Annotated in this window: 24 protein-coding genes; 21 read left to right on the forward strand and 3 right to left on the reverse strand. The window is 36.8% G+C overall.

What is annotated here, in order from left to right:
- Positions 1 to 20 precede the first annotated feature (20 nt).
- The 15 genes from mnmG (at position 21) to rpsR (ending at position 11,930) form a co-directional block, all read left to right on the forward strand.
- Positions 21 to 1,904 (forward strand): tRNA uridine-5-carboxymethylaminomethyl(34) synthesis enzyme MnmG, encoded by a 1,884-nt coding sequence (gene mnmG, locus H624_RS0107865; protein WP_026867096.1) that lies wholly within the window; start codon positions 21 to 23, stop codon positions 1,902 to 1,904.
- Entirely contained in the window at positions 1,901 to 2,614 is a 714-nt protein-coding gene (gene rsmG, locus H624_RS0107870; RefSeq protein ID WP_026867097.1) for a 16S rRNA (guanine(527)-N(7))-methyltransferase RsmG, read from the forward strand. Before mnmG ends, rsmG begins: the two co-directional genes overlap by 4 nt.
- 15 nt (positions 2,615 to 2,629) lie before the next feature.
- Positions 2,630 to 3,442, forward strand: coding sequence for a ParB/RepB/Spo0J family partition protein (locus H624_RS0107875; protein ID WP_026867098.1), 813 nt, complete (start codon positions 2,630 to 2,632; stop codon positions 3,440 to 3,442).
- A gap of 100 nt (positions 3,443 to 3,542) precedes the next feature.
- Complete coding sequence (locus H624_RS11890; protein WP_051220540.1) at positions 3,543 to 4,316, forward strand: ParB/RepB/Spo0J family partition protein; 774 nt, start codon at positions 3,543 to 3,545, stop codon at positions 4,314 to 4,316.
- Positions 4,317 to 4,337: 21 nt separating this feature from the next.
- Entirely contained in the window at positions 4,338 to 5,270 is a 933-nt protein-coding gene (locus H624_RS0107885; protein WP_235678847.1) for a mechanosensitive ion channel family protein, read from the forward strand.
- A gap of 3 nt (positions 5,271 to 5,273) precedes the next feature.
- On the forward strand, positions 5,274 to 5,453 hold the full coding sequence (locus H624_RS0107890; protein WP_026867100.1) for a DUF951 domain-containing protein: 180 nt from the start codon (positions 5,274 to 5,276) through the stop codon (positions 5,451 to 5,453).
- Positions 5,454 to 5,471: 18 nt separating this feature from the next.
- Positions 5,472 to 6,572: a redox-regulated ATPase YchF gene (gene ychF / locus H624_RS0107895; protein ID WP_026867101.1), complete on the forward strand. Its 1,101-nt coding sequence runs from the start codon at positions 5,472 to 5,474 to the stop codon at positions 6,570 to 6,572.
- Positions 6,573 to 6,740: 168 nt separating this feature from the next.
- The gene (gene rpsF / locus H624_RS0107900; protein WP_026867102.1) at positions 6,741 to 7,043 is read left to right on the forward strand and encodes a 30S ribosomal protein S6; all 303 of its coding nucleotides are present in this window, start codon (positions 6,741 to 6,743) and stop codon (positions 7,041 to 7,043) included.
- 26 nt (positions 7,044 to 7,069) lie between these two features.
- A complete protein-coding gene (ssb, locus tag H624_RS0107905; protein WP_026867103.1) occupies positions 7,070 to 7,570 on the forward strand; it encodes a single-stranded DNA-binding protein in 501 nt (166 codons plus the stop codon).
- Positions 7,571 to 7,790: 220 nt separating this feature from the next.
- On the forward strand, positions 7,791 to 8,720 hold the full coding sequence (gene modA, locus H624_RS0107910; RefSeq protein WP_026867104.1) for a molybdate ABC transporter substrate-binding protein: 930 nt from the start codon (positions 7,791 to 7,793) through the stop codon (positions 8,718 to 8,720).
- A 95-nt stretch (positions 8,721 to 8,815) separates the two neighbouring features.
- Positions 8,816 to 9,610 (forward strand): molybdate ABC transporter substrate-binding protein, encoded by a 795-nt coding sequence (gene modA / locus H624_RS0107915; protein WP_051220541.1) that lies wholly within the window; start codon positions 8,816 to 8,818, stop codon positions 9,608 to 9,610.
- Positions 9,591 to 10,280, forward strand: a complete 690-nt coding sequence (gene modB, locus H624_RS0107920) for a molybdate ABC transporter permease subunit (RefSeq protein ID WP_026867106.1) — start codon at positions 9,591 to 9,593, stop codon at positions 10,278 to 10,280. The genes modA (H624_RS0107915) and modB overlap by 20 nt, the downstream gene beginning before the upstream one ends.
- A gap of 169 nt (positions 10,281 to 10,449) precedes the next feature.
- Entirely contained in the window at positions 10,450 to 10,776 is a 327-nt protein-coding gene (locus H624_RS0107925; RefSeq protein WP_026867107.1) for a PadR family transcriptional regulator, read from the forward strand.
- A 1-nt stretch (position 10,777) separates the two neighbouring features.
- On the forward strand, positions 10,778 to 11,551 hold the full coding sequence (locus tag H624_RS0107930) for a hypothetical protein (protein ID WP_026867108.1): 774 nt from the start codon (positions 10,778 to 10,780) through the stop codon (positions 11,549 to 11,551).
- A gap of 139 nt (positions 11,552 to 11,690) precedes the next feature.
- Positions 11,691 to 11,930, forward strand: coding sequence for a 30S ribosomal protein S18 (gene rpsR, locus H624_RS0107935; protein WP_017547433.1), 240 nt, complete (start codon positions 11,691 to 11,693; stop codon positions 11,928 to 11,930).
- 53 nt (positions 11,931 to 11,983) lie between these two features.
- On the opposite strand, the gene H624_RS0107940 is transcribed toward rpsR, so the two are convergent.
- Positions 11,984 to 12,409, reverse strand: a complete 426-nt coding sequence (locus tag H624_RS0107940; protein WP_026867109.1) for a DUF2188 domain-containing protein — start codon at positions 12,407 to 12,409, stop codon at positions 11,984 to 11,986.
- Between the two features lie 162 nt (positions 12,410 to 12,571).
- On the opposite strand from H624_RS0107940, the gene H624_RS0107945 reads away from it, so the two are divergent.
- On the forward strand, positions 12,572 to 13,471 hold the full coding sequence (locus H624_RS0107945; protein ID WP_026867110.1) for a VOC family protein: 900 nt from the start codon (positions 12,572 to 12,574) through the stop codon (positions 13,469 to 13,471).
- Positions 13,472 to 13,548: 77 nt separating this feature from the next.
- On the opposite strand, the gene H624_RS0107950 is transcribed toward H624_RS0107945, so the two are convergent.
- Positions 13,549 to 14,220, reverse strand: coding sequence for a general stress protein (locus tag H624_RS0107950; protein WP_026867111.1), 672 nt, complete (start codon positions 14,218 to 14,220; stop codon positions 13,549 to 13,551).
- 124 nt (positions 14,221 to 14,344) lie between these two features.
- Between H624_RS0107950 and H624_RS11895 the strand changes: the two genes are divergently transcribed.
- Positions 14,345 to 15,091, forward strand: a complete 747-nt coding sequence (locus H624_RS11895) for a helix-turn-helix domain-containing protein (RefSeq protein ID WP_035856580.1) — start codon at positions 14,345 to 14,347, stop codon at positions 15,089 to 15,091.
- A gap of 97 nt (positions 15,092 to 15,188) precedes the next feature.
- A complete protein-coding gene (locus H624_RS0107960) occupies positions 15,189 to 15,959 on the forward strand; it encodes a YfbU family protein (RefSeq protein WP_026867112.1) in 771 nt (256 codons plus the stop codon).
- On the opposite strand, the gene H624_RS0107965 is transcribed toward H624_RS0107960, so the two are convergent.
- Entirely contained in the window at positions 15,922 to 16,305 is a 384-nt protein-coding gene (locus H624_RS0107965) for a general stress protein (protein ID WP_026867113.1), read from the reverse strand. The two genes, H624_RS0107960 and H624_RS0107965, sit on opposite strands and share 38 nt — an antisense overlap.
- 256 nt (positions 16,306 to 16,561) lie before the next feature.
- Between H624_RS0107965 and guaB the strand changes: the two genes are divergently transcribed.
- The 3 genes from guaB to H624_RS12390 all read left to right on the forward strand — a co-directional run.
- Positions 16,562 to 18,031 carry an IMP dehydrogenase gene (gene guaB / locus H624_RS0107970; protein ID WP_026867114.1) on the forward strand — a complete coding sequence of 490 codons (1,470 nt, stop codon included), beginning with the start codon at positions 16,562 to 16,564 and terminating at the stop codon, positions 18,029 to 18,031.
- Between the two features lie 18 nt (positions 18,032 to 18,049).
- Entirely contained in the window at positions 18,050 to 19,594 is a 1,545-nt protein-coding gene (gene guaA / locus H624_RS0107975) for a glutamine-hydrolyzing GMP synthase (protein ID WP_026867115.1), read from the forward strand.
- 245 nt (positions 19,595 to 19,839) lie between these two features.
- Positions 19,840 to 19,967: transposase (locus H624_RS12390; RefSeq protein ID WP_211220893.1), on the forward strand; the 128-nt coding region annotated here is incomplete at its 3' end.

The raw sequence follows: 19,967 nt of genomic DNA on the forward strand, positions 1-19,967 counted from the left end.
ATTAAACAGGAGGTAAAATAATGACCGGAAATATGAAATATGATGTGATTGTTATCGGAGCTGGCCATGCAGGTGTCGAAGCGGGACTCGCAGCAAGCCGTAAAGGTCTTAAAACATTAATGTTGACCATCAATCTCGATAACATCGCATTCATGCCATGTAACCCATCAGTCGGTGGACCCGCTAAAGGTATCGTCGTACGTGAAGTTGATGCTCTCGGGGGGCAAATGGCTAAAGTAATCGATAAAACACACATCCAAATGCGTATGTTAAACACTGGTAAAGGACCAGCAGTCAGAGCACTTCGTGCACAGGCAGATAAGGTACTTTATCAGCAAGAAATGAAATCAGTTCTAGAAGATGAACCAAACTTAGATATTCTTCAAGGGCTAGTTGACGAATTGATTATTGAAGACAATGAGATTCGTGGCGTGAAAACGAATATTGGTACTGTTTATGAAGGTGATGCTGTCATCATCACAACAGGTACATTTTTACGTGGAGAAATTATTCTAGGTGATCTTAAATATTCAAGTGGTCCAAATCACCAAATTCCTTCCTTGGCTTTAGCAGACCAACTCAAGGATTTAGGTTTCGAAATTATTCGCTTTAAAACAGGAACACCACCGAGAGTCAATGCAGACTCTATTGACTACAGTAAAACTGAGATTCAGCCAGGTGATGATGTTCCGAGAGCGTTCAGCTTTGATAAGACTGAATTTATTTTAGATCAACTCCCATGCTGGTTAACATATACGTCAGCAACAACACATGAAATTATTACAGCAAATCTTCACTTATCAGCAATGTACTCAGGTGTCATTCAAGGTACAGGTCCAAGATATTGCCCATCAATCGAAGACAAGGTCGTTAGATTCAACGATAAACCACGTCACCAAATCTTTTTAGAACCAGAAGGTCGTAATACTAAAGAGGTTTACGTTCAAGGCTTATCAACGAGTATGCCTGAAAATGTTCAACGTGATATGGTGAAAAGTATCCCAGGTTTAGAAAATGCACGTATGATGCGTGCAGGTTATGCCATTGAGTACGATGCACTTGTACCGACGCAATTATGGCCAACTTTAGAAACAAAGAAAATTAAAAACCTATATACTGCTGGTCAAATTAATGGAACAAGTGGTTATGAGGAAGCTGCTGGCCAAGGACTGATTGCAGGAATCAATGCTGCGAACAAATTACTTGGTCAAGAAGAATTAATCTTAAGCCGTACTGATGCTTATATTGGTGTCTTAATTGATGACTTAGTCACTAAAGGTACGAATGAGCCATATCGTTTGTTAACGTCTCGTGCCGAGCACCGTTTACTACTGCGTCATGATAATGCTGATATGCGTCTAACTGAAATTGGTTATGACCATAAGTTAATTTCAGAAGAAAGATTTGCTAGATTCAATCAAAAAAAAGCAAATATTGAAGCTGAATTAGACCGTCTGAAAAAAGTGCGTATCAAACCAAATGCGCATACTCAAAGTATTATTGAACAACGCGGCGGTACAGCACTTAAAGATGGTATTCTAGCTGCTGATTTACTACGTCGACCAGAGATGGACTATGAGTCAATCATGGAGATACTCTCTGAAGACATCACTCTTAAACAAGAAGAGTATGAACAAGTTGAGGTCCAAATAAAATATGATGGTTATATTAAGAAATCCTTGCAACAAGTCGATAAGATGAAACGTATGGAAGATAAGAAAATTCCTGAAAATATTGATTACGATGCAGTGAACTCATTGGCAACAGAAGCACGAATGAAACTCAAAGAAGTTAAGCCTTTAAACATTGCCCAAGCATCTAGAATTTCAGGTGTAAATCCAGCTGATATTTCAATCTTACTTGTCTACATTGAACAAGGAAATGTGAAGAGGACTGGCTCATGAATGAAACAGAATTCATTAATAAATTAAAAGATCAAGGTATTGAACTTTCAACCGTACAAATTGGACAGTTTAAAACGTACTTTGAATTGCTCGTAGAGTGGAACAAAAAAATTAATTTAACAGCTGTCACTGAGCTAAAAGAAGTGTATTTAAAACATTTCTATGATTCAATTACACCGCTGTTTTATGCGGATATAGAAGAAGGTGCGAGTATTTGTGACGTCGGAGCAGGTGCAGGATTTCCAAGCATTCCGATGAAGATTATTCGTCCAGACCTAAAAGTGACAATCGTTGATTCGTTAAATAAAAGAATTACGTTTTTAAATGAATTGACTGCCGTACTTGGTCTCGATAAAATGCATTTAGTTCACGACCGAGCAGAGACTTTTGGCCAACACGGACCAAGACACATGTTTGATGTTGTAACTGCCCGTGCGGTTGCAGAACTCAATGTTTTAGCAGAGTTATGTTTACCACTAGTGAGAACAGGTGGGCAGTTTATAGTGATGAAAGGTAAGAAGGCCAAAGAAGAACTCCTTGATGCAGAGTTTGCACTTGACCTCTTAGGTGGTTCATTAAAAGAAACTCATCAACTTACCTTGCCAGAAGAAGAGAGTCAGCGTTATATTCTGGTCATTGATAAGATCAGAAAGACACCTAAGAAATATCCGAGAAAACCGGGAACTCCAAATAAATCCCCATTAAAATAAAGGGTGGTGGAATGTGTGAAGAAACCTTTTTCAAAGCTATTCAACTTAATAGATAAAAGTGAAACTGCTGAAGATGATGATTCATTAGTTGAAGTACCTCTAGAGAACATTGTTCCGAACCAATATCAGCCAAGAACAGTATTTGATGAGCAACGTATTAATGAACTCGCACATTCCATTAAGAAACATGGACTCTTACAGCCGATTACGCTCAGACCTATTGAAGAAGGTATGTATGAAATCATTGCTGGAGAGAGACGGTTTAGAGCCTTAAAGCGACTAGATTTTAAGGATACCAAGGCGATAGTTAAGTATCTCACTGATCAAGAGTCTGCTGCTATCGCGCTAATAGAAAATATTCAACGTGAAAATTTATCTAGTATTGAAGAAGCGAGAGCCTATAAGCAACTGCTAGCAATGGATGATATCACTCAAAAAGACTTAGCTGAAAGCATTGGTAAAAGTCAGTCATTCATTGCAAATAAATTGAGATTGTTAAAGTTATCTAACGACGTTATAACGGCATTAGAAAATGATGAAATCACGGAAAGACACGCGAGAGCATTACTTATATTGGATAACGATATGCAGTATGATGTATTGAAAAATATCGTGAATGATCATCTGACAGTTAAGGAAACAGAACTCGCTGTTAAGAACCGTCAAAAGGTGCGCGTTGAACAAATCAATTTCAATGACGATGTTGCTTTCGTATTAAATGATGTTGAAAGAGATATTAAGAAGCTTCGTGAAAAAGGTGTCGATGTCAAAATTGAATCGACCGAAACAGATGAGCTACACGAGCTTACAATTAAAATTTATAAGTAGGGTGCCTGCATTGATGTAGGTACTCTTTTTCACTTACAAACATGGCTTGTACTGTTATAATGAGTAATGTATTTTATCTTTGGGAAGTCGGTGACGTGTTATGGAAATTATTGAGCTAGCAGTTTCTGAAATTCGAAAAAATCCATATCAACCGAGACAAACCTTTGATGAAGAAAAACTAAAAGACTTAGCTGCGAGCATTAAAGTTCATGGTGTTATGCAACCTGTTACAGTGAGAAAAGCGGTAAAAGGGTATACCCTTGTTGCGGGTGAGCGTCGTTTAAGAGCGACTGAGCTTGCGGAATTAAAGACTATACCTGCTATTATTACTGACATGACCGACCGTGAGATGATGGAACTTGCCATCATTGAGAATCTTCAAAGGGAAGACTTAGGTCCTTTAGAAGAAGCGGAAAGTTATAAGCAATTGATGCACTCTGCTAAGCTCACACAAGATGACTTATCGAAACGACTTGGCAAGTCGAGGTCTTATATTGCTAATATGCTTAGACTTTTAACCTTACCTGCTAAGGTTAAAAAATTGATTAATAATGGCAAGTTAACAGGTGCTCACGGTCGAACTTTATTAGCCTTAAAAGATCCACTCTTAATGGAAGAAGTAGCAGAACAAGCAGTTAAAGACAGCATGAGTGTTAGAAAGTTAGAAGCTCATGTAAAGACCTTTAAGAGTAAAAAGAGAATTAAGAAGTCTACAAAAAAATTAAGGTTTCTTGAGAGTTACGAAAATCAATTGAAAGATCACTTTGGAACAAATGTTGAAATTAAAAAGGTAAAACAAAGAGGTTTAATTCAATTGGAGTTTACATCAAAGGAAGAATTTAAAAGAATTCTTTCCATGTTGCAGCAAAAATAATCAAATAGAAAGGGTATGACTATGAAATTTTTAACGCTATTTAATGCGTCGAATACTGAAGGGCTGGATGAACAACTGTCGATTATTGAAACACTTTTAGAACGAGTTAGAGATCCACAATTTTGGATAGATATATCTAAACCAATCATATTCGCAATCATTCTACTTATTGCTGGTTATATTCTTACTAAGGTTGCGAATCGTTTAATAGAAAATTTCTTTAAATATAAATCAAAGTCACGCTTAAAAGGATCAGACAAGAGAAACAATACATTGATTAATATGCTCCAAAATACAGCAGCAATCTTTATTTGGTTCTTTGTTGTTGTAGCGATACTAGAGGCATTTAACATTCCAGTTTCAACGCTACTCGCTGGTGCCGGTGTTGTTGGTTTAGCAATTGGTTTTGGTGCACAAAGTCTAGTAAAAGATATGATAACTGGTTTCTTTATTATTTTAGAAAACCAATTCGATAAAGGTGATTTCGTTAGAGTGAATACATCGGGTACAACTGTTGCAGAAGGTGAAGTAATGTCATTAGGCTTACGCTCTTCTCGTATTCAAGGTTATGAAGGTGAGTTGTACATGATTCCTAATGGTACAATTAACGAAGTAATAAACTTCTCTCGTTATAATTCAGTATCATTCTTAGATATGAATTTCTCCATACAAGAAGATTTAGATAAGATTGAAACTACGCTTGAAACTTATCTGAATGAAAACTGGAGACAAGAAGATGTCCTTGTTGAAGCTCCAATTGTACAAGGTGTACAGAGCATTCAAAATGGTGAAGCAACTATTCGTGTCATGCTTACGTCTAGACCGATGGAACACTTCGGTTCAACTCGACGCATGAGAAAACGCATCAAGCAGTATTTAGAAACACAGGGTATTTATATTTCTGTACCAATGATGGATATTACCGATTTCGATGGTAACGATATGGAGGCGTAAGTCATGGATGCTAAGTACGATCTTCATAGTCTTGTTGAAATGAAGAAAGATCACCCTTGTGGGAACAATAAATTTGAAATTGTCCGCATGGGTGCAGATATTAAAATTAAATGCACAAATTGCGACCGCACAATTATGATGCCGCGTCGAGACTTTAACAAACGTCTAAAAAAAGTATTATAAATTAAAGGAGACCCTATTATGTCTTTAACAGCTGGAATCGTTGGTTTACCAAACGTCGGAAAATCAACATTATTTAATGCAATTACTAAAGCAGGTGCGCTTGCTGCTAACTATCCATTCGCCACAATTGACCCCAACGTTGGTATTGTTGAAGTACCGGATCATCGCTTAGATGTTTTAACGGAAATTGTTGTACCAAAGAAAACTGTACCGACAGCATTCGAATTTACTGATATTGCTGGTATTGTTAAAGGTGCTTCTAAAGGTGAAGGACTCGGTAATAAGTTCCTTGCGAACATTAGAGAAGTCGATGCAATCTGTCAGGTTGTTCGTGCCTTTGATGATGAGAATGTGACGCACGTATCTGGTAAGGTTGACCCTGTAGAAGATATTGAAGTCATCAACATGGAATTGATTTTAGCAGACTTAGAAAGTGTCGATAAACGCTTACCTAAGGCAGAAAAAATGGCGAAACAAAAAGATAAGGACGCCATGGCTGAAGTTAAAATTCTAACGAAGATTAAAGAATGTTTAGAGGAAGGTCGTCCAGTACGTGCTCTTGATTTTACGGAAGAAGAAGCAAAATCTGTTAAGCACTTCCACCTGTTAACACAAAAGCCAATGCTTTATGTTGCCAATGTGAGTGAAGACGATTTAGGTTCCTTAGAAGGTAATGCATACCTTGATGCAATTAATGAGTATGCAGCTAATGAAAATTCTCAGGTTATTGTCATTTCGGCTAAGGTTGAAGAAGAAATCGCAGTCTTAGAAGATGACGAGCGTGAAATGTTCTTAGATGAACTCGGTTTAGAAGAGTCAGGTCTAGATAAATTAATAAAAGCTTCATATGACTTACTTGGCTTAGCCACTTATTTTACTGCCGGTGTACAAGAAGTCAGAGCGTGGACCTTTAAAAAAGGTATGACTGCACCAGAATGTGCGGGTATTATTCACACAGACTTCCAAAAAGGATTCATCCGTGCTGAGACTGTAAGTTACGATGATTTAGTTGAAGCGGGTAATGAGGCTAAAGCTAAAGAAGCTGGTAAGGTTCGTTTAGAAGGAAAAGAGTACATTATGAAAGATGGAGATGTTGTTCACTTTAGATTCAACGTTTAGATCTCTCCAAACGATGAAATCCTGTGATGGGGTCTTATCGTTTTTTTCTTTAGTTTTATTGTAAATTGTTAGGATTACTGATATAATAACTGATTGTGAGTAATGAAAATTATTCCTTGCTGAAAACGAATGGTTTTCAGCCGCAAAGACCATAAGGAGGTGCAAAAGATGAGAGCATATGAAATTTTATATGTAATCCGCCCAAACATTGAAGAAGAAGCTAAATCGACGTTAGTTAAGCGTTTTGATGAGGTTCTTACAAACAATGGTGCGGAAATCGTCGAGTCTAAAGAGTGGGGTAAACGTCGTCTTGCCTACGAAATTGAAGATTTCAAAGATGGAATTTACCACATCATCAAAGTTAACGCGACAAGCGAAGCTACTGATGAGTTTGACCGCTTAGCTAAGATCAACAATGACATTATTCGTCATATCGTTGTTCGCGACGAACAAGCAGAAGCAAAAAAATAAGTTAAATATTTAGTGGAGTTGATTACATGCTAAACCGTGTGGTTTTAGTTGGTCGTTTAACAAAAGACCCAGAACTAAGAGTCAGTCAAAATAATATCGCTGTCGCTAATTTCAACTTAGCTGTCAATCGTCCTTTTACTAACCAAAATGGTGAAAGAGGTGCGGACTTTATCAACTGTGTTGTTTTCAGAAAACAAGCTGAGAACGTTAACCAGTATGTTAAGAAAGGCAGTCTTGTTGGTATCGACGGAAGAATACAAACTCGTAATTACGAGAACAAAGACGGACAAAGAGTATATGTAACTGAAGTTGTGTGTGAAAGTGTTCAGTTCTTAGAGCCTAAGAATAGCGGTAATCAATCTCAAAGCAATTATGGAAATAACTCAACGGACGCATATGCAGATGCATATGGATCTGGCAATCAGTCGACTGGTCAAAGCCAGGGACGTCAACAGCCAAAAGAGGATAATCCATTTGCGAACTCTAAAGGTCCGGTAGACATCAGCGATGATGATTTACCATTCTAAAATAAAAAAATTACAATCCAAATTTTGTTATCGTGTGTTTTAAAATTGTGTGTGTAAAATGTGTGAAAGACCCGGGATATACTATCTCGGGTTTTTATTTTACTTTTGAAGATACATAAGTTAATTTTATTGTTTTTATTATTAGTTTATAGTGTAGTTTTGACTTTACAGTGTTTATAATGAAACATGTAGACAATTTTTTAGGTGGGAGCGAACCGCAATGATTAGAAAAAATGTCCTGCAATGGGCACTTTTACTATCGCTGTGTGTGTTTTTGGCAGCTTGTAGTAATAATGACAGTGACGATTCCTCTGGTGAAGAAGAATCTGGTGATACTCAGAATACTGAGGAGACAACAGAAGAAGGAACAGAGTCGACCGAATCTGAAACTGCAGAAGAGACTGAAGAGGATTCATCTTCAGAGGAAACTGCTACAGAAGAAGATGGAAGTCAAGAAAGTGAAGTCGTTCATATTACTGCCGAGCAAAGCCTTGAAGATGTGATGAACGAATTGATTTCTGCATATGAAGAAGAAAACGAAGGACAGAAAATTGATGTTCAATATGGTCATACAGAAACGTTAACAGAAGACTTAATTAACGGTGAAGATCAAGATATGGATATATATTTTTCTAGTTCTGATGAGGGTTATGATTCTTTAGTTGAAGCTGGGATATTAGACCAACTTGCAACGAAATATTTACTCATTAATGAAATAGTACTTGTGACTCATGAAGATAATGAGGATATTACTTCATACGACACTATTTTCAATAATGAGGATGTTACCCTATCTATAGTAAACCCAGAAGAATCACTATCTGGCAGTCATGCTAAGACGTTACTTGATGCAGAAAATGAGAGCAATAATAAAGTGAATAATGTTGAAGAGAGCGAAGATGTAGATGCTGCTCTAGAATCACTTTCTGAAGGTGAAACAGATGCTGCCCTTCTCTTAAGAACAGATATTTCTGATGAAGAAGGTCTTCGTATCGTAGCGAGAGCACCACGATCACTTGCTGAACCATTTGTTTATGGACTAGGACTTTCACAAAGTGTGGAAGACAATAGTGCAGCGAGAGATTTTTATAATTTCCTACAATCCGAAGAAGCACTGGATATCTTTTCAGAGTATGGTTATATCGTTTAATATATACTGCAGAACTATGAAACACGTAGTTCTGCTTTTTTAATTTTTAAATTGTTGTATGATAAAGATAATATCCTCGGGAAGAAGGCAAAAAGATGTGTAAGATAAAGCAACTGGGCTTAGTATTTGTTTCTTTAATGTTCACACTCGTTTTGGCAGCATGCAGTTCTAGTACGGACAATGAAGAGTCAGAAACAAGCGAAGCATCGGGTACAATAACAGTTTCAGCAGCAGCGAGTTTGACAGACGCACTTCAAGAAGTTGCAGAACTTTATAATGAAGAAAACCAAGATGTACAAGTGGATTTTAACTTTGGGGGTTCAGGTGCACTGCAACAACAGATTTCTCAAGGTGCACCAGCAGATATGTTTTTCTCTGCATCACAAAGCGATTTTGATACCTTAGTAGAAGGTGACTTTATCGATGAAAGTGATTCAACTCAACTATTAAAAAATGAATTAGTACTGGTTGTACCAGAAGGGGATACAACAGTGACATCATTCGATGATATTACAGAGGCTAAACAAATTGCTGTTGGCACACCGGAATCAGTACCTGCTGGGGAATATGCTATGGAGACTTTTGAATCTATGGGTATTACTGAAGATTTAGAAGAAAGGTTAGTATATGCAGAGGACGTGAGAGCAGTGCTCACTTATGTTGAACGTGGTGAGGTAAGTGCTGGGTTAGTGTACCGTACCGATGCGATGACAAGTGATTCAGTGGATATCATCGACGCCGCACCAGCTGATGCACATGATCCAATAGAGTATCCAGTTGGTTTAATTGAGGATTCAGAGAATACTGAAGCTGCAAGGTCGTTCTATGATTTTATTCAGACTGATGAAGCTTTAGAAGTATTTGGTGAATATGGATTCGTTACTGAGTAATTTTGGTGTGACATCGTCGCAGTTTCTTCCCCCTATACTGCTCTCCTTGCAAGTTGCGACCATTGCACTGATTTTTTCATTTATCTTTGGAACTTTAATAGCAAAATTTATGACATCTGTGAACTTTAAAGGCAAGGTTGTTTTAGAAACGATTATAATGCTACCGATTGTTTTACCCCCGACAGTAGTAGGATTTATACTGATTGTTATTTTTGGTAACAATAGCATTATTGGAAACTTGATTGAGTGGATCTTTAATCAATCCATTATCTTTACTTGGTATGCAGCTGTATTAGCCAGTACAGTGGTTGCCTTTCCACTGATGTATCAATCTGCAAAAACAGGCTTTTTAAGTGTAGATAAAGATATCAAAGATGCGGCAAAAGTTGATGGGGCGAGTAATTTTCGTATCTTTATGAAAATCACCATGCCACTCGCTTCAGTATCACTTGTGACAGGTGCTGTGTTAAGTTTTGCTAGGGCACTTGGTGAATTCGGTGCAACTTTAATGATTGCAGGGAATATTCCAGGTCGCACACAGACCTTACCAACAGCTATATATGTTGCCTTACAATCAGGAAATATGAGTCTTGCATGGTTATGGGTGATCACAATTGTTGCGATTTCATTTGTTATGTTATTGTTTGTAAGAACAAAAGTGAAAGAGTAGCGCATTGCTTTTAAGTAAAGCGCTACTTTTTAAATTAACTACCTTTTTATAAAAGATAGTTGACATTTAAAATCATGTATAGTATCTTTCTATGTAAGATAGTTGTTTATGGCGCTGTCTTTTTTAATAGGTCACTACCTTTTAATAACAGATAGTCAGGAGGGAAACCATGTCTGTCAGTGATCAAATAATGAAGGGTTTACTCGACGGTGCAATATTAGGATTGATTTCACAGGGCGAAACTTATGGGTATGAAATTACTAAAAAATTAGAAGCACATAAGTTCCCAGGTATCAGCGAAGGTAGTATTTACCCAGTATTACTAAGGTTAAGTAAAAAGGGATATGTAAATACCCGCATGGTGAAATCCGATAGTGGTGGTCCGAAACGTAAATATTATTCAATTAGTGAAAGTGGAAAAGAAGAACTAAAAATTTTTAAAGAAAAATGGGAAAAATTAAATTCTGGAATGAATAATTTGGTAAGAGGTGAGTAAAATGTTGAGTAAAGAAGCAGAGAAATTTTTAACAGAATTTCGATTAGAGATGATGGCACATGGAAAAAAAGATGAAGCGATCGATGATATGGAAGCGGAGTTAGAAGATCATTTAATTCAAGCAGAAAAAGACGGTAAAAGTTTAGAAGATGTGACAGGCAGATCAGCGAAGGAATATATTAAGAATATTTCCGGGGAAATGCCGCGTATTAACAATATTCAAAAGTATATCGCCTTATTTATAGTCTACTTAGCTGGAATTCTTACAGTCCCGAATCTAATTAGTGGTGATTTTGATTGGACCTTGAGTAATCTCTTATATTATCTTGGAATTATTGTCTTAGGCCCAGTACTGATTTACTATGGCTTTAAATATATATTAGTCAATTATGCAAGCTTTAAATCAGAGAAGATTGAAGTGAAAGGTACAGTATTAATTTTTGTATTTAGTTTCTTGTATATGGGACTTTTAGTCGGATCGATATTCTTAGTGAGAAGTTATCCAATCGTGACGTTCTTTGAACCAGGTAGAGATATCAATATTACTATTGGATTTATACTGTTAGCGATTCTAGTTATCGGGTCACTTTTGATGAAACAATGGTTCTATGCCATTCTAGCTTTAGTACTGGCAGCACCTGAGATGATTGCACAAGTATTTGCAAGTGGTGGTCCGAACTCAGAAAGTTATATTATAATTTCATCAGTGGGCTTATTAGCTGCAGTCATAATCTTGTTTATAGGTATTAGAGTAATGAATCGAGCTAAAAAGTAATTGACTTTTTAACCTTAAAGTTGTAATATATATCGTGCACATACACACATTTAAAACACGCGTTCAGCTAACAAGATTATGGATTAGACATTCGATCCACACAGTCGAATATAATAATCTATAAAAGGAGGGCTTACCTATGGCAGGTCCAAGAAGAGGCGGTCGTCGTCGTAAAAAAGTTTGCTATTTCACAGCTAACGGAATTACACACATCGACTATAAAGAAGTAGATCTTCTTAAAAAGTTCATCTCTGAACGTGGAAAAATTCTTCCAAGACGTGTAACTGGTACTTCAGCTAAGTACCAACGCCAGTTAACAGGTGCGATTAAACGCGCACGTCACATGGCATTGTTACCATACGTTAAAGAAGAACAGTAAGTTATAGTTAAACCGCTCTAGATCATTGATCTAGAGCGGTTTTTCTTATACAGTCATTCTTTTGTATACGTTATTACTTTAGAGTTTTTATTTTCAGCAATTTCTTCTGCACGCTTCACCGCATCTTTCTTATATTTAAATGTACCAGCTGCACGTTCGGCTTTAACAGTTTTAACAACCCATTCCTCGTTTTCGGCATCATATTTTACTTGAACATTCTCATCTAGTAAATCTGGATTCGCACTATCTATGTCATGCTGATCATTTTTTGAAGGATTACCTTCCTTATCAAATGAATCTAATTCTTCTTTTGATGCATTTTTATACCAATCTTTACCTTCTGATGTAGCGATAGCAATCGCACGACTTTCATCGTATCCGCTGTCTAAAAGTGCGTTCGCAATCTCGATAATTTTTTTACGTTCAAGTGTCTCAAAGTTTTTTAATGAATCAGGGTAATCTTGCATATTCCAAGACATAGCTATCATCCTTACCTTATGAATTTACTCATATAGTTCCCGTTTCCATACAGTCAAAACCCTATGATTTAAATGTTTAATCGAAGTCAAGTTATCGTTATAGTTTCTTAACATTCATTTGTTACAATGGACTTGAAAAAATGAGCCTAAGGAGATGTAGATGTGAAGTATCAAAAGATTGTTCCACATTTATGGTTTGATACAGAAGCCGGAGAAGCTGTAGAGTGGTATACCGAAATTTTTCCAGAGTCAGAGATTACCTTCCGTAAAGTTATAAAAGACACACCATCAGGTGATTCTGAACAGCTTGGATTTAAGTTAATGGGTTATGAGTTTATGGCAATTAGTGCTGGACCTTTTGCTAAGAAAAATCCTTCTATTTCTTTTATTGTTCAAATTAATAAGCAGAATGAACATTTGATTGATGAAATGTATGAAAAGCTTATGGAGGATGGTGGTACAGAGTTGATGCCACTAGATAAGTATCCTTTCAATGATAAGTATGGATGGATTGAGGATAAGTACGGTACTTCTTGGCAGTTTTGGTTACGCGATCATCGCAATGGCAAGAATCATATCGTCCCTTCTCTAATGTTTGTAAATGAAAATAAGGGCAAGGCTACAGATGCCATGAATTTGTATGTTGATACGTTTAAGAAAAGTGAACATTTAGCATCGAGAAATTATCCGACAGGCATGGAACCAAATACTGAAGATTTGGTCATGCATGCAGAAGCGAAATTAGGCAAAAAACGATTTTCATTCCAAGATAGTGGTTATGAACACGACTTCCAATTCTCAGAAGGTATCTCCTTAATGGTGAAATGTGATGACCAAAAAGAAATTGATAAGTACTGGAGTGCACTATCAGCAGATCCTGATGCTGAACAGTGTGGATGGTTGAAGGATAAGTTTGGTGTATCTTGGCAGATTGTACATAAAGTGATGGATGAAATGATGACTGAGGGTACAGAGGAACAACTTCAACGCGTTACTGAGGCATTCCTTAAAATGAAGAAATTTGATATCGCAAAACTTGAAGCGGCATATAAAGGTAAATAAAAAATGACTTCCCTTAACTTGGTAATTCAACCAGTGTAAGGGAAGTTTTTAATTTTAAGTGTTTTTTTTCGCCTGTATTATTTTTGATTTAAATCAATAACGGTATGCTCGGTATCACTGATTGATACTGTACGACGGCTACCGTCTTCCTGGATAATTTCTGCTGCATCCATGAAGTTATCGTGTTTTTCTTTTGCTTCAGCTTTTTGGTTATTTCTCTTTATATCTTTTTCAGAAGTCATTGAATCAAGTTTGCTTTGATAAGCACTCACATCAATCGTACCTGAACGTTGGTCACTGCTCTCTTTTTGATTTTTTTCAGTTTCTCTAGCAGATTGATTCTGCTCTCCTGCTTCTTTTTTCTCTTCAGCTTTTCTTAAATGGTCTTCATTTTGTCTTGAAGTAGCTGCTTTTTCTTTTTTAGTTTCTTTCACTGCAGATTCTCTCACTAATAAGAGAATCTGACCGTTATCTACAGCGGCTTTGAACGTATTCAGCTCATCTGAGCTCAAGTCTAGTTGATCAAAGACACGCTCTGTTGAGTTCTCATCTAAAAATTTAGCTGCAACCTTATCCCACATGTTTCCATCAGCTTTTTTAAAGCCGACATTTGTATAGCGTAGGACCGTTGCTTTAAAGCGGTCTTTTGCGACCGTTATCATATCTTTGTCTTTAACACCATCAGCACGTAGTTCATAAATCTTATAACTTAAATCATCGATATTTGAGAATTTCTCAATAGTAGTCATGTTCAATCCTCCATCACAGTCTTTTTTATGATTATACCCTGATATCCTTATAAAGAAACGCAGTTTACTCTTTTATTGACAAATATTGCATATTATTTATATTTATAAATAAGGGAGGTCATTTATGCAAATTAATGGTTCAGTTATTAAGTCACGACGTGCGGAATATAGTTTGACGCAGTTACAACTCAGTAAAAAGACAGGTGTTTCAAAATCATCAATTAGCCGTATGGAAAATGACAGTAATAACGGTAATATTCGATTCATTGACGCGATTAAAATTATGAATGTGCTTGATTTGAATTTGGATGAGCTGATTATTACAGTCACAAAATCAATCGACACTAAAGTATTAAAAGTACTGGATGAAATTCGAGAAACACGTGAGCTTTACCTTATTGAAGATACACTGAACCAGTTGACCTTGCAGCAATGGCGATCTACGACGCTGCACTCTGTATATTACGATTGGCATATGGGTTTGAAATATCTACATAAGAAGAAATATAAAGATGCTCTGACTTTTATAGATAAGACGCTAGATCGTTTAGATGACTTGCCTTCACTGGAATATTTGAAGGCTAGTGTATATACAAGTAAGGGTTATGTTTTACATATGCTAGGTGAAGATGGAAACCCGTATTATAAGTCAGCAATTTACATGAAGCGTAAAGATGATGGAAAGTTGGATTATCGGACTCGTGTGAGACTGTTGTCGTATATGATGGATAGTAATATTAAGGTGGAGAACTATGATCTTGTAGAACGCTATGGTAAACGTGCAATGCACTTATTAAAGGAAAATGAATCCACTTATATGATGAATCGAATTAAAAAATTGTGTGAGAAAATCAAACAATATCCCGTATAAGGAACTTTACGAAATAGAGATAGGAAATAGTAAGAAAATGAAATATAATAGGTTTAACTCTGAGACATCAGAGAAAAACTGAAAAGGAATGATCAACATGCAAGAAAGATTATATAAAACTTGTATGGCATTTTGTATTATCGTAGCATTGTTTGTCCAAAAAAAGGTATACACGAAATCGTGTGACTGCATTGGATCGTATTTAAGTATGGAAAATATCCTGTGGCCTAGAAGGCTAGATTTTATTAGTGCAGCTGAGAAAATCGAAGTGATTAATTTACTTGAGCGAAAGAAAGACAATTGTTCCGATATGGAGTACAGAAATAAATGTGACTTCTATTTGGATGCGGTAAGAGATGGACTTCTTTTTTATTATGATGAAATCAGAGATTTTTTAGGTTTAAACAACAATCCAGTGTCAGCAAATGTTTCAGTTGAAGTGGAGCATATTTTAGAGATGTTTGCTCATATTTCCTTGTCTCTATCCAAGCTACCACTGAAAACTGCAGATTTAATAGGTAGAAATTATTACACAAGGTTTAGCGGATTTGAAAATGCAGAAGAACAGCACTTGTCGCATTATATCTTTTTATTTAAACACAAGCAGCACAGCCAGGCTATTTTTAATGAGAAGTTGCCTTTGACACTAAAACATTACAGGAACATGTTGGCGAGATACGAAAGGCATAAATTGTGTACCTTTCTAACTGAAGAGATGCTGATTTACATATGTATTGGTCGCAATCAACAAATTAAATTTACTTTAAAAAGAAAACCAAGCAAAAGTTATGATGACCTGAGGTCATTTAACTCTGCTTGGTTTTTACGATTTATTTTTCCTCTTCTTCTGGTCCTTTTTGAATTGTAGCTTCCACGCTATCTCGTCGCTCGTCACGATTAAGTGATTTGTCGTCATAGATGAGTAAAAACTTTCCTTCCTCAACAAAGTTGAGATATGATGAAACTAGGTCTTCCTCTAAGCCTGAAGTTAGTAAAAAACTCTCGGCCTTTTCATTATTTGTAAAAATATCTTTAAATGAAGTGCTCTCAGAGTGTGGGTTGTATGTGAACCCCATATATTCTGTCCAATCAGGTTCTTCTTCATCTAAACCTAGTACATTAAAATCTGATTCGTAATAATCTTGCTCATTTTTAAGTTGATCAATACGTTCTAGAATTTCACTATCTGTGTCATATTTCTCAATATATTGCACAATGCTCACCTCTACAAAAATCTTGATGTCTATCTATTCCCTTGAAAAACGAATGTAAACCAAAGTTTTACTTATAATATCATAAAATTCCGAACATTAAGTCCTACCTTTTTTAAATTGTATAGTGTTTTATAATGAGTTATATTTATCTTGAAGAAAATATTGCTAAACAGTTCGGATTTTTGCTATAATATTGAAATTAATATTTTCAGCATCTTTTTATTTATTAATAATTACATACTAGGAGGCAGTTTTTATGTGGGAAGATAAGTTTAAAAAAGAAGGATTAACTTTTGATGATGTGTTACTTTTACCAGCACACTCTGAGGTCCTTCCTAAAGAAGTTGATTTATCAGTAGAGCTCGCACCGAATTTGAAGTTAAGCATTCCTTTAATCAGTGCAGGAATGGATACTGTTACTGAATCACAAATGGCGATAGCATTAGCACGTCAAGGTGGTTTAGGTGTCATTCACAAAAACATGTCTATCGAACGTCAACGTGATGAAGTTGAGAAAGTGAAACGTTCAGAAAATGGTGTAATTAAAGATCCGTTCTTCTTAACAAAAGAAGAGCAAGTGTTTGCAGCTGAACACTTAATGGGCAAATATCGTATATCAGGTGTGCCGATTGTTAATAATCCTGAAGAGAAAAAATTAATAGGTATTATTACTAATAGAGATATGCGTTTTATCGAAAACTATTCGATTACAATCGAAGAGGTTATGACAAAAGATAACCTTATCACAGCCCCGGTTGGTACAACATTAGAAGATGCGGGCCGTATTTTACAAGAGCACCGTATAGAAAAATTACCTTTAGTTGACGACAATAATGTCTTAAAAGGATTAATTACAATCAAAGATATTGAAAAAGTTATTGAATTCCCAGATGCTGCAAAGGATGACCAAGGACGTCTACTCGTTGCAGCAGCGATTGGTATTGCTAAAGAAACTGAAAAACGTGCAACTGAGCTTGTTGAAGCTGGCGCTGATGCTTTAGTTATTGATACGGCACACGGCCACTCACAAGGTGTTCTAGATGCGATTAAAGATATTCGTAACCAATTCCCTGAAGTGACATTAATTGCCGGTAATGTTGCGACAGCAGAAGGGACACGTGCTTTAATTGAAGCGGGTGTTGACGTAGTTAAAGTTGGTATTGGACCAGGTTCAATCTGTACAACACGTGTCGTAACAGGAGTAGGTGTACCACAGGTTTCTGCAGTTTATGATGCAGCTACAGAGGCACGTAAACATGGTAAAGCGATTATTGCTGATGGTGGTATTAAACTATCTGGTGACATCGTTAAAGCCCTTGCAGCCGGTGGTCATGTAGTTATGCTTGGTAGCTTATTAGCAGGTACTGAAGAAGCACCTGGTGAGACTGAAATGTTCCAAGGGCGTCGTTACAAGACATACCGTGGCATGGGTTCTATGGGTGCTATGGAACAAGGTTCTAAAGATCGTTACTTCCAAGAAGATTCTGAAGCGAAGAAATTTGTGCCAGAAGGCATTGAAGGCCGCACAGAGTATAAAGGCCCAGTAGCGGATACAGTGTACCAATTAATGGGTGGTCTCCGTTCAGGTATGGGTTATACTGGTAGTAAGAACTTAGAGGCACTTAGAGAACAAAGTCAATTTGTGAAGATTACAGCAGCTGGCTTAATTGAAAGTCATCCACACAATGTACAAGTGACTAAAGAAGCACCAAACTACAGTAGATAACTAAGGAGTAATTCGCTTATGGAAATGGGAAAAGAACAAGAACTTATATTAGTAATTGATTACGGTAGTCAGTATAACCAACTGATTACCCGCCGCATTCGTGACCTTGGTGTGTATAGTGAATTGCATAATCCAAGCATCACGATTGAAGAAATTAAAGAACTCGATCCAAAAGGGATTATTCTTTCCGGTGGACCACGTTCAGTGTATGCGGATGACGCCTTTACTGTAGATCCAGGTGTATTTGAATTAGGTGTGCCAGTACTTGGTATTTGCTATGGTATGCAACTGATGATGCAGATGAACGGCGGAGAAGTGGTAGATTCAAATGAAAAAGAATCTGGTCAAACTGAGATGCGCTTAAATAATGAAATTGATATTTTTGAAGGTTGGAACACAATCGAACAAGTACTGATGAGTCACGGAGACAAAGTGATACGTCTAGGTGATGGTTTTACAGCAATTGCTGAGACAGTACTATGCCCAACAGCAGCAGTTAAACACAATGAAAAACCGTTTTATGGTGTGCAGTTCCATCCGGAATCCAGACATACTGAAAATGGGAATAAGTTTATTGAAAACTTTATCCGTAATATTTGTGGTTGCCATGGACAGTGGACGATGGATAACTTTATTGACATTGAAGTGGAGAAAATCCGCGAACAAGTTGGCGACAAACAAGTTCTGTGTGCCATGAGTGGTGGTGTAGACTCATCCGTTACAGCAGTGCTGATTCATAGAGCGATCGGTGACCAACTGACATGTATCTTTGTAGACCATGGTCTCTTACGTAAAGGTGAAGCGGATATGGTAATGGAACAATTTGGTGAAGGCTTCAACATGAACATCATCAAAGTCGATGCGAAAGACCGTTTCCTATCCAAACTTGAAGGGGTGTCAGACCCTGAAGAAAAACGTAAGATTATTGGTAATGAATTCATTTATGTCTTTGATGATGAAGCATCTAAACTTAAAGGTATCGACTTCCTAGCACAAGGTACACTATATACAGATATTATTGAATCAGGTACAGAAACTGCGAAGACAATCAAATCCCACCACAATGTAGGTGGACTACCTGAAGATATGCAGTTTGAATTAATTGAACCACTAAATACGCTCTTTAAAGACGAAGTCCGTGAGTTAGGGATTGAACTTGGAATTCCAGAACACTTAGTATGGCGACAACCATTCCCAGGACCAGGATTAGGTATTAGAGTCTTAGGTGAAATTACTGAAGAAAAACTTGAAATCGTTAGAGAAAGTGATTGGATCTTAAGAGATGAGATCGCTAAGGCCGGACTCGAAAGAGATATTTGGCAGTACTTCACAGTATTACCGAATATCAGATCAGTTGGTGTCACTGGCGATTATAGAACTTATGATTACACAATCGGTGTCAGAGCAGTAACGAGCATCGATGGTATGACAAGTGAATTTGCAAAAATTGATTGGGATGTTTTAGAAAGATTATCAAAACGTTTAGTCAATGAAGTCAGACACATCAACCGTGTCGTTTATGATATTACAAGTAAGCCACCAGCGACGATTGAGTGGGAATAACTATATAAAACACTAAAACCCTTTAACTGCTGACCTGCTACCTCCTAAGTTTACAGATGAATTAAAAAATCTGTAGACTTAGGAGGTTTTATTAGTGACTTCAGTCGGTTGAGCACGTAGACGTGCGAAACAAATAAACCACACGCTATGCGTGTGGATGAAGTAGCTTTAGCGATAATATGCCCCTTTCTGTATACTAAATAATGGCTACCAACCGCTATTTAGAAAAGAAAGGGGCATATTGAATGTCTAAAGACGACCAAAGTTTATCACATACAAGATGGAATTGTAAGTATCATATAATATTTACTCCTAAGTATAGGAGAAAAGTTGTGTATGGACAACTTCGAAAAGACATAGGGAAAATACTTAG

Origin of the sequence: Jeotgalicoccus marinus DSM 19772 (assembly GCF_000425825.1) — a bacterium.
Lineage (GTDB): Bacteria > Bacillota > Bacilli > Staphylococcales > Salinicoccaceae > Jeotgalicoccus > Jeotgalicoccus marinus.

Excerpts from the sequence above, each read along its gene's own strand:
- mnmG (WP_026867096.1), top strand. The coding sequence starts at position 21 with ATGACCGGAAATATGAAATATGATGTGATTGTTATCGGAGCTGGCCAT.
- rsmG (WP_026867097.1), top strand. The coding sequence starts at position 1,901 with ATGAATGAAACAGAATTCATTAATAAATTAAAAGATCAAGGTATTGAA.
- H624_RS11890 (WP_051220540.1), top strand. The coding sequence starts at position 3,543 with ATGGAAATTATTGAGCTAGCAGTTTCTGAAATTCGAAAAAATCCATAT.
- H624_RS0107885 (WP_235678847.1), top strand. The coding sequence starts at position 4,338 with ATGAAATTTTTAACGCTATTTAATGCGTCGAATACTGAAGGGCTGGAT.
- H624_RS0107890 (WP_026867100.1), top strand. The coding sequence starts at position 5,274 with ATGGATGCTAAGTACGATCTTCATAGTCTTGTTGAAATGAAGAAAGAT.
- ychF (WP_026867101.1), top strand. The coding sequence starts at position 5,472 with ATGTCTTTAACAGCTGGAATCGTTGGTTTACCAAACGTCGGAAAATCA.
- rpsF (WP_026867102.1), top strand. The coding sequence starts at position 6,741 with ATGAGAGCATATGAAATTTTATATGTAATCCGCCCAAACATTGAAGAA.
- ssb (WP_026867103.1), top strand. The coding sequence starts at position 7,070 with ATGCTAAACCGTGTGGTTTTAGTTGGTCGTTTAACAAAAGACCCAGAA.
- modA (WP_026867104.1), top strand. The coding sequence starts at position 7,791 with ATGATTAGAAAAAATGTCCTGCAATGGGCACTTTTACTATCGCTGTGT.
- modA (WP_051220541.1), top strand. The coding sequence starts at position 8,816 with ATGTGTAAGATAAAGCAACTGGGCTTAGTATTTGTTTCTTTAATGTTC.
- modB (WP_026867106.1), top strand. The coding sequence starts at position 9,591 with ATGGATTCGTTACTGAGTAATTTTGGTGTGACATCGTCGCAGTTTCTT.
- H624_RS0107925 (WP_026867107.1), top strand. The coding sequence starts at position 10,450 with ATGTCTGTCAGTGATCAAATAATGAAGGGTTTACTCGACGGTGCAATA.
- H624_RS0107930 (WP_026867108.1), top strand. The coding sequence starts at position 10,778 with ATGTTGAGTAAAGAAGCAGAGAAATTTTTAACAGAATTTCGATTAGAG.
- rpsR (WP_017547433.1), top strand. The coding sequence starts at position 11,691 with ATGGCAGGTCCAAGAAGAGGCGGTCGTCGTCGTAAAAAAGTTTGCTAT.
- H624_RS0107940 (WP_026867109.1), bottom strand. The coding sequence starts at position 12,409 with ATGTCTTGGAATATGCAAGATTACCCTGATTCATTAAAAAACTTTGAG.
- H624_RS0107950 (WP_026867111.1), bottom strand. The coding sequence starts at position 14,220 with ATGACTACTATTGAGAAATTCTCAAATATCGATGATTTAAGTTATAAG.
- H624_RS11895 (WP_035856580.1), top strand. The coding sequence starts at position 14,345 with ATGCAAATTAATGGTTCAGTTATTAAGTCACGACGTGCGGAATATAGT.
- H624_RS0107960 (WP_026867112.1), top strand. The coding sequence starts at position 15,189 with ATGCAAGAAAGATTATATAAAACTTGTATGGCATTTTGTATTATCGTA.
- guaB (WP_026867114.1), top strand. The coding sequence starts at position 16,562 with ATGTGGGAAGATAAGTTTAAAAAAGAAGGATTAACTTTTGATGATGTG.
- guaA (WP_026867115.1), top strand. The coding sequence starts at position 18,050 with ATGGAAATGGGAAAAGAACAAGAACTTATATTAGTAATTGATTACGGT.